A 13,678-nucleotide genomic window follows, 5' to 3' on the forward strand; every position below is an offset into this window, starting at 1 on the left:
TTTCTCCTCCTTTCAATTAAAAAAGAATTGCAAGACGGGCTTTTGCCACCTTAGTCATTGGAAACGTAAGCATTTCCTGTTCAACTTCCACAGTGATGCTATCGTCTTCATATTTTCGCAGATATCCTTCCCATTCCTTCGCACCAGAGATTGGCTCATATAAGCTAATATGTACATAATGATCAATGGCCCGTTCAAAATCTTTGGGTTTCCGTAATGGTCGCTCGGCACCAGGTGATGAGACTTCAAGGAAGTAGGCTTGGGGAATGGGATTCACTTCATCTAAGCGCTTGCTCAGCTGCTCGCTTACCCTGCCACAATCATCAATGTCTACACCGCCTTCCTTATCGATAAAGAGGCGTAAGAACCAGTTACTTCCTTCTTTTTTAAATTCAATCTCTACCAATTCTAAGCCTTCCTTTTCTAAGATGGGGAGGGCTAACTGTTCAGTGATGGTTAACACCTTTTTATTCACCACAAAATCCTCCTTCTGGTGAAATGGTAAAATCCAAGAAAGCCTAAGGTACAAGGACAATATCTTTGAATCATGAGAACGATAAAAAGGGAAGAGTGGGAACGCCCCACTCTTCTCCATCCTTCCTATAGTCAGTATTACCATGAAAAGTATATCATAAGCATACAGAATGCGCAAATGATCCATTTACTAAAATAGGGATAATTGATTGGAATCAGGTAAGCCTTCTAAGCAACCAAACTGATCCAGTAATTCTACCACTGCTTTGGATGCGCGACTTCGTTGCTGCAAATCCTCCTTGGAGAGAAATTCCCCTTCCTTTGCGGCATTGGCTAGGTTGATGGCCACGTTGGTTCCGATGCCTGGAAGCACATTGAATGGAGGTATTAAGGCGTTCCCGTCCACAATGAAACGTGTTGCATCGGAGCGATATAGATCAATATTACTAAAGCTAAAGCCCCGCTCACACATTTCAAGGGCTACTTCCAATGCTGTTAAGAGCCCCTTCTCTTTCGGTGAAGCTTCATTCCCCTTCTGTTCAATCTCTTCAATTCGCTTCCGAATGGCAGAGGATCCCAATCTTACAAGGGGAACATCAAACTCATCGGCACGAACAGAGAAATAGGTAGCATAGTAGTAAATAGGATAATATACCTTAAAGTATGCGATCCGAAATGCCATTAAGACATAGGCTGTGGCATGTGCCTTCGGGAACATATATTTGATCTTTTGGCATGAACCTACATACCAGTCAGGTACATCATGGACCTTCATCTCATCGATCCACTCTGGTTGTAGTCCTCTCCCCTTCCGGACTGCTTCCATGATCTTAAAGGCCAAGGAGGGTTCCAAACCACGACTGATCAGATAGATCATAATATCATCACGACAGCAAACCAATTGCTTCAAGGGAATGCCTGAGCGAACTAAATCCTGGGCATTATTTAACCAGACATCGGTACCATGAGAAAGTCCCGAAATCTGCACCAACTCTGCAAAGGTGGAAGGATTAGTATCCTCCAACATCTGACGAACAAAGCGCGTTCCAAATTCAGGGAGTCCCAATGTTCCTACATTACTCCGAATCTGCTCAGGTGTAACTCCCAAGGCCTCGGTACTAGAGAAGATGGAGATCACCTTCTCATCATGGACAGGGATGGTTTTGGGATCGATCCCCGTCAGATCCTGAAGCATCCGAATCACCGTAGGATCATCATGACCGAGGATATCCAGCTTCAAGACATTATCGTGTATGGAGTGGAAATCATAATGGGTGGTTCGCCACTCTGAATTCAAATCATCAGCGGGATACTGGATGGGACAAAAATCATGAATATCCATATAATCAGGAACGACAATGATCCCCCCTGGATGCTGTCCTGTGCTCCGTTTTGCTCCTGCACAGCCGCTAGCTAGGCGAGCAACCTCCGCTTTCCGATAATGCTTACCGTATTCCTCTTCATATTTTTTTACATAGCCATAGGCGGTTTTTTCTGCTACGGTGCCAATGGTACCTGCACGATAAACATAATCCTCACCAAATAACACCTTTGTATAATTATGGGCTTGAGGCTGATAGTCCCCAGAAAAATTCAAGTCAATATCAGGCACCTTATCCCCTTTGAAGCCCAAGAAGGTTTCAAAGGGAATATCATGGCCTTCGCCTTTCATCCTTGTGCCACATTGTGGACAATCCTGATCAGGTAAATCAAAGCCACTACCATACTCCCCTTTTGTAAACCAGATACTATGCTGACATTGGGGACAGATGTAGTGAGGCGGTAAAGGATTCACCTCAGTGATTCCTGTCATCGTTGCTACGAAGGAGGAGCCTACTGAACCACGAGAGCCAACGAGATAGCCATCATCGATTGATTTTTTTACCAGCTTTTGTGCGATGAGATAGATAACGGAGAAGCCATTGCTAATAATACTATGGAGTTCCTTTTCCAAACGCTTCTCAACAATTTCAGGCAGAGGATCTCCATACATCGCCTTTGCATGAGCATAGCTCATCTCCCTGATCTCCTCTTCCGAGCCTTCAATCCGCGGTGTATATAGATCATCTGGGATAATCTGAATTTCCTCAAAACGCTGTGCCAATTGACGAGTATTAGTGACCACAGTTTCATAGGCTTTCTCTTCGCCAAGGAACTGAAAATCGTTCAGCATTTCTGTGGTGGTTTTGAAGTGAACATCTGGTTTACGTTGCTTCTTCAACGGACTAAACCCTGTGATCCCATGAATCAAAATATCGCGATAAATTTTATCCACAGGGCGTAGATAGTGCACATTCCCCGTTGCAATCACGGGCTTACCCAATTTTTCGCCAATGGAGCAGATGGTAGCCATAGCCTGTTCAAGATGATGGACACTCTGTACCAGTCCTTTATCCACCAAGTGTAGATAGTTGGCAGGAGGTTGAATCTCCAAAACATCATAGAAATGGGCAACACCCTCTGCCTCTTCCACACTTTTATTCAGAACGGTTTCGAATAGCTCCCCATCATCACAGCCGGAGATGACTAGAAGCCCCTCGCGTAGTGCTTGGAGCTGACTCCGTGGAATGAGTGGAACCCGATGAAAATATTGGATATGAGACATGGAGATCAGCTTGTAAAGATTTTTCAGTCCCTTTTTATTAAGGGCATAAATATTACAATGGAAGGGTCGGGTATTTTTTAAATCCAAACCTACGAGCTGATTTAATTGATCTAGCTGAGTTACATGACGTTCATCGATGGCTGCCTTTAAGAGAGCATAAAGCACATAGCCTGTAGCTTCTGAGTCGTCTACAGCACGGTGATGATTCTCAAGCTTCACATTAAATTTATCCGTCAAGGTATTCAATTTATGATTTTTTAGATCAGGAAAGAGTAAGCGTGCTAACTGTAGTGTATCCAATACCGGTTGATTGAAGGACTCTATTCCTACTTCTTTGGCAGCTGCCTGAATAAAGCCCATATCAAAGCGTGCATTGTGAGCTACCAATGTTGCATCACCAACAAACAGAGCAAAATCACGGATCACCGTGGATAATTCCGGTGCATCAGCTACCATCTCATTGGTGATGGAAGTGAGCTGCTGAATGTTATCTGGAATGGTTTGATGTGGATTGATGAAGGTTTCAAAGCGATCGATAACCTGCCCCTCCTTCATCTTCACGCCAGCCAGCTCAATAATTCGATTCTTTACCACCGATAGACCTGTAGTCTCCACATCGAAGACCACATAGATATCCTCAGAGAGTGATCGGGGCTGGGGGTTCATCACAATATCCACACTATCATTGATTAGATTGGCTTCCACCCCATAGATAATCTTAATTCCACCTAGCTTCTTCGCTGTAAGATACGCCTCTGGGAAGGCTTGTAGCACAGCGTGGTCGGTAATCGCGATGGCCTCGTGACCCCATTTTTTCGCCTGCTTGACCAAATCAGCTGTAGAGACAACGGCATCCATGGCACTCATCTGTGTATGGGCATGAAACTCCACCCGCTTCTCTACGGCCTCATCTTGTGGTTCAGCCTTCGTGATTTCTTGGATATCCTGTGCTAATACGGTTAGCTCACGACTAAAGCTATCATCCTGTGCATGCCCTTTCACTCTCACCCACATATGGTTGGTGATCCGTTCCATCAATGTTGCATCCTCTTTATTGCGGGAGAACATCTTGACCTGAATGGAGTCGGTGAAATCTGTCAAATTAAACATGAGCAGTAAGCGTCCGGTTTTCAAGGTGCGAATCTCTTGATCAAAGACCATTCCTTGCATAATTAAATTGGGAGCTTCCTCTTGAATCTGCTCAATTGGAATGGGATCTCCGGTGATGGGATATCCGATCATTAATGGGGCTGTCTTCTCCTCTGTCTCTTCATTCTCTTCAACTCGTTGCTGCATCAATGCTTCGATCTGCCGCTTCTCCTCTTCCTCCCGTTCTTCCTGCCAAGATTCCAACCAATCCTCCTGTGCCGCTAGTTCAAGAGCAAATTTGGGACGTAGGTTGGCCCATTGGTCAATGACCTGCTGTAGCAACACAGAAGATTGCTTCTTCTCAAATTGCTGGATGCCTAGCTCATTAGGAAAGCGCAAGCGAACAAGATTTTGTTCATCATCAACCTCATATCCAACCTGTTGGAGCAGACGTGCTAAGGAGTTTAATTGTGGCTCCATGGTGGGAAGTAAGTACGTCCAGTAATCCTCCATAAATTTTCGTAGTGAAACGGCTTCTTCACTACGAAAATAGATCTGAATGGGCTGCTGAGAGAGGGGGGCTAGAAAATGGGTGACGCCTTGATAGATGTGAGAGAGTAATTCACCAGGAAAACTCCGCTCTGACGATATCAAAAATCTTGCTGCATCATATTGCTGTGTTGCACTTCCTACCTCCACCTGTAATCGGCTATCCTTCCAGGCTGCAAATTGTTGGAGGTCTGGAAATTTCTCTAAGTTCGCATGCAAAAACTGTAGTAGATGCTGAAATGCACTGACCCCTTTTTGTTTCTCCTGTTCATCCATAATTATCACCTATGCTAAGGGGAAATGATGACTGATTTTCCCCCACCATTTCCCCTTCTTTTTTATCTTTAAAGCTTCAAGCATTGTAAGTACTAGTTCGTAGATTGCTGATTCTCTTTACGTTCGCGTACTAAGAGATCGATCTCCTTCTTCAATTCCTCCACCATTTGATCTTCAGGAATTTTACGAACCACTTCGCCATGCTTGAAGAGAAGTCCTTCCCCACGTGCGCCAGCGATTCCAATATCTGCTTCCCGTGCTTCACCAGGGCCATTCACTGCACACCCTAGTACAGCCACTTTAATGGGGACATTGATCTTGGAGATATACGCTTCAATCTCATTGGCAATATCAAAAAGGTTGATCTCAATCCGACCGCATGTGGGACAAGAAACAAGGGTCGCTGCATTACTGATCAAACCAAAGCTTTTAAGAAGCTCTCGCGCCACCTTCACTTCTTCCACCGGATCGGTGGAGAGGGAGATCCGCATGGTATCCCCAATTCCTGCAGCCAGTAGTGTACCTAATCCTGCTGCACTTTTAATGGTTCCAGAGAACTTTGTGCCTGCTTCGGTAATGCCTAGGTGAAGTGGATATGAAAAAGTAGCTGCTGCTTTCTGATAAGCAGCGATGGCTAACCGTACATCTGATGCTTTCAGAGAGACAATAATATCATGGAAGTCCAAATCCTCAAGAATTCCAATATGATATAAGGCACTTTCCACCATACCATCAGCTGTGGGGTATCCATACTTGTCTAAGATACGTTTTTCCAGCGAGCCTGCGTTTACGCCAATCCGGATGGGAATTCCCCGTTTCTTACAGGCATTGACAACCGCTTCCACCTTCTCGCGCTTCCCGATATTGCCTGGATTGATCCGTACCTTATCGATACCATTCTCGATGGCTTTTAAGGCAAGACGATAGTCAAAGTGAATATCTGCCACCAAGGGGATCTGAACCTGTTCCTTGATCTGCTTAATCGCTTCTGCTGCCTCCATATTGTTTACAGTTACCCGAACGATTTGACAGCCTGCTTCTTCAAGGCGATGTATTTGTTCAACCGTCGCAGCTACATCAGCTGTCTTCGTGGTGGTCATCGATTGGATGATCACCTCATTCTTACCACCGATCTGTAGATTTCCCACACGAACAGGGCGAGTCTCAGTTCGTTTGTACATGAGGATCCTCCTCTTTCTATCCCACAATTTTGCTTTCGTTTAACTACTAAATTCTATAAATAGAAGCGTTCTATATCCTTCCACGTTACAGCAATGACTAACAGCATCAATAAGGCAAGACCTACAAGGTTCACCATCCATTCCTTCTTCGGATCGATGGGTCGTCCCCTCAATGCTTCAACACCGATGAAGACGAGGCGTCCTCCGTCCAATGCAGGAAAAGGTAGGAGATTAAAGATCCCCAAGTTGACGCTTAAGATCGCTGTCCAATTTAGTAGCATCACCAAGCCCATGGCAGCAAAGTCAGAGGTATATTCAAAGATCCCTACAGGTCCTGAAAGCTCCTGCCAAGAGACCTCACCCGTGACGAGCATACCAACGGACTTAAGAATCAGCACCGAATAGTCATACGTTGTTGTAGTGGCATTAGTAATTGAACCAAGGATGGACTTGGTCTTTGCTTGCGAGACACCAATATAGCCATTCCCATTATTCTCAATGGGAGTAATGATGGTACTCTCTGTTACACCATTCCGTTCATAGGTAATGGAAACTTCTTGGTTGGGATATTTGCGGATCTCCTCTACCATCTCCATCCAAGTTGTAGTTGGAGTTCCATTGACGGAGGTGATCCGATCATTGGCTTGCAAACCACTGGCTTTTGCTGGTGCAGCCATGGTATCACCATTGATGGTCACCTGCTCAGCCACTTGCCCGATAATCGGTTGATCAGAAGGTACCCCAGTCATCAGGAAGATCCCCAAGAGGATAATAAACGCCAGAATCATATTGAAGAGGGGACCTGCAAAAATGCTCGCAGCTCGTTTCCTCACGCTTTGTCCGCCAAATTGGCGATTGAATGGGGCAATTTGTACAGCCTCTTGAGCATAGATCAGCTTTGCATCGTCCAAAACAGCAAACTCCTCAGCTTCACCTTCCATTTGAAGCTGAAGCTTTAATTGGTGAGCAAGGTCAATCTCCGATACTTCACCAACACGATCACATGTATCTAGCTTGGTAGAGACCAAAACGATCTCCTTCACCTTGCCCTCTTCTGTCAGGCGGAGACCCACCGTCTGTCCACGTTTAATATCATCCATCTCAGGGTCTTGTCCAGCCATCCGTACATAACCACCAATGGGTAATAAGCGGAGCGTGTATCGGGTCTCACCCTTTTGAATCGATAATATTTTTGGCCCCATACCAATGGCAAATTCTCGGCAAAGAATCCCCGAACGCTTCGCCACAATAAAGTGACCAAATTCATGGGAAGCCACGAGAAGTCCAAACACAAAAATAAACGCAAGGATGGACGTGATGTTCATCGCTATTCTTCACACACCTTTCTTAACAATCATTCCATCATGAAAGAGGATGCGATCCTCCGCGCCCATCGGTCCGCTGCAAATATGTCATCTAGTTCTGGATGGGAGAGGTTCTCATGCTTCTCCAGTACAGCTTCGATCATGTTCTCTATGGAAAGGAAGGAAATTCGGCCGTCAAGAAAGCTTGCGACGGCGATCTCATTTGCAGCATTGAAGACAGCTGGCATCGTACCACCCATTTCACCTACTTCAAATGCCCATTTTATACAAGGGTAGCGATCAAAATCCATAGGACGAAAATGCAATGTCCCTAATTGTGCTAAGTTTAAAGATTGACTGTTTAAAGGAAGTCGGTCAGGGTAGGTGAGGGCAAACTGAATGGGAACACGCATATCTGGCGTCCCTAATTGGGCCAAAATTGCTTGGTCACGAAACTCCACCATCGAATGGATAATACTCTCATCGTGAAGAAGCACTTCAATATGTGAATAGGGCATCTTAAAAAACCAGTGGGCTTCCATCACTTCAAACCCTTTATTCATCATGGTTGCTGAATCGATGGTTACCTTGGCTCCCATTCGCCAGTTGGGATGATTCAAAGCCCCTTCTACCGTCACATGCTCTAGCTCATCCCTTGTAAGGTCTCGAAAGGCTCCACCAGAAGCAGTGAGGATGATCCGTTGAATTGCCCGCTGATTCTCCCCTTGAAGCACTTGGAAAATTGCCGAATGCTCACTATCAACAGGTACGACGGAAACCCCTTGTTCTTCTGCTTCTTGCATAACAAGATGACCTGCGGCAACGAGGGTCTCTTTATTTGCCAGTGCGATGTTTTTACCTTGGCGTATTGCTGCTAAGGTTGGGCGTAATCCCATGGTTCCTACAACAGCCGTGACAACCACTTCGGCAGCTGGATGTGTAGCAACAGCGATAAGGCCCTCGTCGCCATAATGGATCTCTGGTAGCGAGCTAAGAGCTTGTTCCTGTAATGAATGCCTTAACTGTGTTGCAAGCTCGGCTGATGCAACAGAGACTAGCTCTGGTTGGAACTCCTTAATTTGCTCCATCAAGATGGTAATATTCGTACCAGCAGCCAACGCCACCACTTGAAACTCCTCACGATGCTGACGGATCACGTCCAGTGAACTAGTTCCAATGGAGCCTGTTGAACCTAAGATGGCTAACTTTTTCAATCTGATCCCTCCAACAATCTACCTCTAGTCTGTCTACATGAGCCCATTTCTATTTTATAAAAGCTGAAACAAAAAGAGTACAGGAAATGCAACGAGCCAACTATCACAGCGGTCGAGAATCCCGCCATGGCCAGGTAAAAGCCGACCAGAATCTTTTACACCCACATGGCGTTTCAAGGCTGATTCCATTAAATCTCCTAACTGTCCACTGATGGAGATCAATAAACCCAAAGCAATTTGCTGCACGATGGTCATGGAGATGGGAGTGATAGCAACTACCGCCATGAGAATAACCACAGAGCCTGCCATGCCTCCGACTGAGCCTTCAATGGTTTTCTTAGGGCTGATCGCAGGCCATAATTTATGCTTACCCCATGCTCTCCCCACAAAATAAGCAAAAATATCCGACGCCCATATGGTAAGGATCACCATGACTGTAATCAAGAATCCATCTATTAAATAGCGTGCCTCTGCAATGTAATGAAAGCCAAAGCCAATATAAATTGTACCAAAAAATAAATATGAGACCGTATCAATATGTACTTGATTTTTCTTTAAGACCATGATAAGCATCCAGAGTAGAATCGCTCCTAATAGCACTTTCTCTGTATCCAATGGAAATGGTAGCAATTCCCGCCATGCAACTGGTGAAAAGTTATACCAGGTAAGGAATAAGCCTACGAGACCTTCTAACGACCACAAAGTAACCTGTTTCATCCTTGCGTATTCAAAGAAGCCAATGGAAGCTAAGAGAAAGAGTAAACCCGTATACCAATCTCCTCCAAGATACAAAAAAGAGAGATAGATGATGGCTCCCACTATACCGGTTAGCACACGCTGTCGTAACATGAGTTAACTCCTCCCCCCTGTAATGGCGCCAAAACGTCGGGACCTTCCTTGGTATGCACGCACTGCCTCCTCTAAATCATCTTCAGTAAAGTCAGGCCAATAGCAATCAGTAAACCAGAGTTCTGTATAAGCCAATTGCCACAGCATAAAATTGCTAATTCGCAGTTCTCCACTGGTACGGATAAGAAGATCAGGATCAGGGAGATTGGCTGTATAAAGAAAATGAGAAAAATTCTCTTCTGTGATCTCATCGATGGTTAACTGTTTATCTTGAATTAAGGTGGCGATCTGTTGTACTGCATCGATGATCTCGTTACGGCCACCATAATTTAAGGCAAAATTCAATATGAGTCCCGTATTTTCTTTGGTTTTCTCCCTGGCAGTAACAATCGCTTCAAGTGTTGATGAAGGAATTCGTTCTTCTTTTCCTACCATCCTGATTTGGACATTGCGTTGGATAAGTTCGTCCAACTCCGTTGCTAAATACTCCTGTGGTAAGGACATTAAATAGTCTACCTCATCCTTCGGTCTCTTCCAATTCTCCGTAGAAAAAGCATAGAGTGTTAAGATCTTGATTCCCATTGCATCTGCTTTGCGGACGATGCGCTTAACGGTCTGCATGCCTTGACGATGTCCCATAATACGAGGGAGACTTCGTTCTTTTGCCCAGCGACCATTGCCATCCATAATGATCGCCACGTGAGCAGGTACATGTGCAGACGGCGACAAAATCTCTGTTCCTTTTTGTTCTTCTGTTTTCTTAGTCTTCTGAGCTCCTTGAACGAGCTGACGCCAATTCTTCCACATAAAATTCCCTCGCAAATTTCGTAGTATTGATAGTGAAAAATGCCCCCTAGTCCATTGCCAGGGGGCCATTAACCCAATGGTATCTATCCGTATCATACCATACTACTCAGGTGTAATTAAATAGGAAACAGCATCAAACCCTTATACTTCCAATATTTCCTTTTCTTTGTTAGCAACCACATCATCCAACTGCTTGATGTATTGATCGGTCTCCTTCTGTACCTCATCCTGAAGACGGCGAGAATCATCCTCACTAATTTCGCCATCCTTTTCCAGTTTCTTAAGTGCATCATTAGCATCACGACGAATATTACGAATCACAACCTTGGACTCTTCGCCGTATTTCTTCACTTGCTTCACCAACTCACGCCGACGTTCTTCTGTTAACGCTGGAATGGCGATGCGAATCATATTTCCATCATTGGTGGGTGTTAATCCTAACTCAGCCTTAAGAATCGCTTTCTCCATATTCGCCAATGCTGATTTATCATAGGGCTGTACAGTGAGAAGGCGAGGCTCTGGAGTTGCAATATTGGCCAATTGCTTTAAGGGAGTAAGTGAACCATAATAATCCACCATCACTTTATCTAAAAGAGCTGGATTTGCCCGACCTGCCCGTACAGTAACCAATTCCTTCTTCAATGCTTCAACGGTTTTTTGCATCCGAGACTTCATCTCGTTCTTAATCGCATCTGACATTTTTTTAACCTCCTATAACTGTACCGATTTGATCTCCCATAACTACTTTCTTAATATTACCTTCTTCTAATATGGAAAAGACAATGATTGGAATATTATTCTCCATACATAACGTGGAAGCTGTAGAATCCATAACGCCCAAGCCTTGCTGTAGAATCTCTATGTATGATAGATGATCATACTTGGTCGCCTCTGGATGTAGTACTGGATCAGCAGAATAGACGCCATCCACTTTATTCTTGGCCATCAAAATTACTTCTGCTTCGATCTCAGCTGCACGCAGTGCTGCTGTTGTATCCGTTGAGAAGAATGGGTTCCCAGTACCGCCTGCAAAGATAACAACCCTACGTTTTTCTAGATGTCGAATGGCCCTCCGCCGAATATAGGGTTCAGCAACTTGTCGCATTTCAATGGAGGTCTGCACTCGCGACTCAACACCCAATTTTTCCAAACCCGCTTGTAAAGCAAGAGCGTTCATAACAGTGGCTAACATCCCCATATAATCTGCTGTAGCACGATCAATCCCTTTGGCACTTTCTGAAACGCCACGCCAAATATTACCGCCACCTACAACGACCGCCACCTCAACACCCAAGGTGATTACTTCACCGATCTGGTTTGCAATGGATTCAATCATTTTGGAGTCGATACCAAAACCTTGGGTACCGGCTAGCGCTTCACCACTCAGCTTTAATACGACCCTTTTATAATGCGGTTTTGTCATGAAGTACCCTCCATCTATACTATTTTCTCTATCCTATTACGCAATCCTGCCAAGGGGAATATAGAAGACGAAAAAGAATGGCCCCTCTAAAAAAGGGAACACGCTGTGTTCCCCCTGCTTAATTAATCCAATTACTTTTTCATCTGAGACATAACTTCTTCAGCAAAGTTCTCTTCTTTTTTCTCAATGCCTTCGCCAACCTCAAAACGAGCAAATTTGAGAACGGAAGCATCACTATGTTCTTTTAATAATTTGGCAATGCTCTTATCTGGATCTTTAACAAATGCTTGATCCACCAAGCATACCTCTTCAAAGAATTTATGAATACGACCTTCAACCATTTTCTCAACGATCTTAGCTGGTTTTCCTTCGTTTAATGCTTGTTGTGTTAGGATTTCACGTTCCTTCTCAACCACATCAGCAGGAACCTCATCGCGAGCAATATAGCGTGGATTAGTTGCAGCAATATGCATAGCAATGTCCTTTGCCAACTCTTCATCGGTTGTGCCAGCAATGGATACAAGTACGCCAATACGGCCTCCCATATGTAGGTAATGTCCTAGGACACCATTTTCTGGATTTGGTAGGATGGCAAAGCGACGGAAGGTGAGATTTTCACCAATCTTAGCAATATTTTCGTTGATAAATTCAGCTAAGCTTTTACCGTTTATGGTGGAAGCTAATGCAGCATCTAAATCAGCAGGTTTCGCAGCTAAAACATGAGAAGCAATCGCATCAGTAAATTGAATGAAGTTCTCATTCTTTGCAACAAAGTCTGTCTCAGAATTCACTTCAATCAAGGCACCATGTTCGCCATCGATTTTAATTGCAGTTAAACCTTCAGCTGCAACACGATCTGCTTTCTTTGCTGCTTTGGCAATCCCTTTTTCACGTAGATATTCAATGGCTTTTTCCATATCACCATCGGTCTCTGTTAATGCTTTTTTACAATCCATCATGCCTGCGCCTGTTTTCTCACGCAGCTCTTTTACTAATTGCGCTGTAATAGCCATTTTCGTTCCTCCTTGAGGATATTTTAAAAAAAGGGCGGCAAGGGTATATCCCCTTATCCACCCTTTGGTTCCCTATTTTTCTTATGCCATTGTTTGTTCGCCTTGGTTGGCTTCCAACACTGCATCTGCAATTTTGCTTGTAAGTAATTTAACAGCACGAATTGCATCATCATTGGCAGGAATTACGTAATCCACATCGTCAGGGTCACAGTTAGTATCCACAATACCGATGATAGGAATACCTAATTTTCTTGCTTCTGCAATGGCGATATGTTCTTTTCGCGGATCGATGACAAAAATCGCTTGTGGAAGATCTTCCATCTCTTTAATTCCACCTAAGAATTTTTCTAAACGTTCCTTCTCCTTACGAAGAATGATGACTTCTTTTTTAGGTAGAACCTCAAATGTTCCGTCAACTTCCATTTGCTCTAATTTTTGCAAACGATCAATACGTTTCTTAATGGTTGTGAAGTTAGTCATTGTACCACCTAACCAACGTTGGTTTACGTAGTACATGCCGCAACGTTCTGCTTCTTCCTTCACGGAGTCTTGCGCTTGTTTCTTCGTACCAACGAAGAGAACTTTCCCACCGTTAGCTGCAATGTCGCGAACAACGTTGTAAGCTTCCTCAACCTTTTTTACTGTTTTTTGCAAATCAATAATGTAAATACCGTTACGTTCTGTGAAGATGTACTTGCCCATTTTTGGATTCCAACGACGTGTTTGGTGACCAAAATGAACACCTGCCTCCAGCAATTGCTTCATGGAGATAACTGACATCCTCACTCACCTCCTTTTTTGGTTTTTTAGCCTCCGCAGGTTTCATCTTTGTACAAGACTTCTCTATGTCAAAGAAGCACCCTTGCCCAAATTGACCTACGTGTGTGATTGACA

Annotated in this window: 11 protein-coding genes; all 11 read right to left on the bottom strand. The window is 44.3% G+C overall.

Translation table 11 applies throughout. The annotated features are described in order from the left end of the window. Positions 1-16: 16 nt before the first annotated feature. Entirely contained in the window at positions 17-475 is a 459-nt protein-coding gene (rimP, locus tag BN1691_RS12220; RefSeq protein WP_048602462.1) for a ribosome maturation factor RimP, read from the bottom strand. A 189-nt stretch (positions 476-664) separates the two neighbouring features. Continuing rightward, complete coding sequence (locus BN1691_RS12225; protein ID WP_053083767.1) at positions 665-4,993, bottom strand: PolC-type DNA polymerase III; 4,329 nt, start codon at positions 4,991-4,993, stop codon at positions 665-667. A 92-nt stretch (positions 4,994-5,085) separates the two neighbouring features. Further along, positions 5,086-6,174, bottom strand: coding sequence for a flavodoxin-dependent (E)-4-hydroxy-3-methylbut-2-enyl-diphosphate synthase (ispG, locus tag BN1691_RS12230; RefSeq protein WP_048602463.1), 1,089 nt, complete (start codon positions 6,172-6,174; stop codon positions 5,086-5,088). Positions 6,175-6,227: 53 nt separating this feature from the next. Then, on the bottom strand, positions 6,228-7,499 hold the full coding sequence (gene rseP / locus BN1691_RS12235; protein ID WP_048602464.1) for an RIP metalloprotease RseP: 1,272 nt from the start codon (positions 7,497-7,499) through the stop codon (positions 6,228-6,230). Positions 7,500-7,528: 29 nt separating this feature from the next. Next, positions 7,529-8,692, bottom strand: a complete 1,164-nt coding sequence (locus tag BN1691_RS12240) for a 1-deoxy-D-xylulose-5-phosphate reductoisomerase (RefSeq protein ID WP_048602465.1) — start codon at positions 8,690-8,692, stop codon at positions 7,529-7,531. Positions 8,693-8,746: 54 nt separating this feature from the next. Then, entirely contained in the window at positions 8,747-9,541 is a 795-nt protein-coding gene (locus BN1691_RS12245; protein WP_048602466.1) for a phosphatidate cytidylyltransferase, read from the bottom strand. A gap of 3 nt (positions 9,542-9,544) precedes the next feature. Beyond that, on the bottom strand, positions 9,545-10,348 hold the full coding sequence (locus BN1691_RS12250; protein ID WP_053083768.1) for an isoprenyl transferase: 804 nt from the start codon (positions 10,346-10,348) through the stop codon (positions 9,545-9,547). A gap of 141 nt (positions 10,349-10,489) precedes the next feature. Further along, on the bottom strand, positions 10,490-11,047 hold the full coding sequence (frr, locus tag BN1691_RS12255) for a ribosome recycling factor (protein WP_048602467.1): 558 nt from the start codon (positions 11,045-11,047) through the stop codon (positions 10,490-10,492). 4 nt (positions 11,048-11,051) lie between these two features. Beyond that, positions 11,052-11,771: a UMP kinase gene (gene pyrH, locus BN1691_RS12260; RefSeq protein WP_048602468.1), complete on the bottom strand. Its 720-nt coding sequence runs from the start codon at positions 11,769-11,771 to the stop codon at positions 11,052-11,054. A gap of 131 nt (positions 11,772-11,902) precedes the next feature. Beyond that, a complete protein-coding gene (gene tsf, locus BN1691_RS12265; protein WP_048602469.1) occupies positions 11,903-12,784 on the bottom strand; it encodes a translation elongation factor Ts in 882 nt (293 codons plus the stop codon). An 81-nt stretch (positions 12,785-12,865) separates the two neighbouring features. Continuing rightward, complete coding sequence (gene rpsB / locus BN1691_RS12270; RefSeq protein ID WP_048602470.1) at positions 12,866-13,564, bottom strand: 30S ribosomal protein S2; 699 nt, start codon at positions 13,562-13,564, stop codon at positions 12,866-12,868. Positions 13,565-13,678: the final 114 nt, after the last annotated feature.

The sequence above is a fragment of the Rubeoparvulum massiliense genome (assembly GCF_001049895.1).
GTDB classification, from domain to species: domain Bacteria; phylum Bacillota; class Bacilli; order Rubeoparvulales; family Rubeoparvulaceae; genus Rubeoparvulum; species Rubeoparvulum massiliense.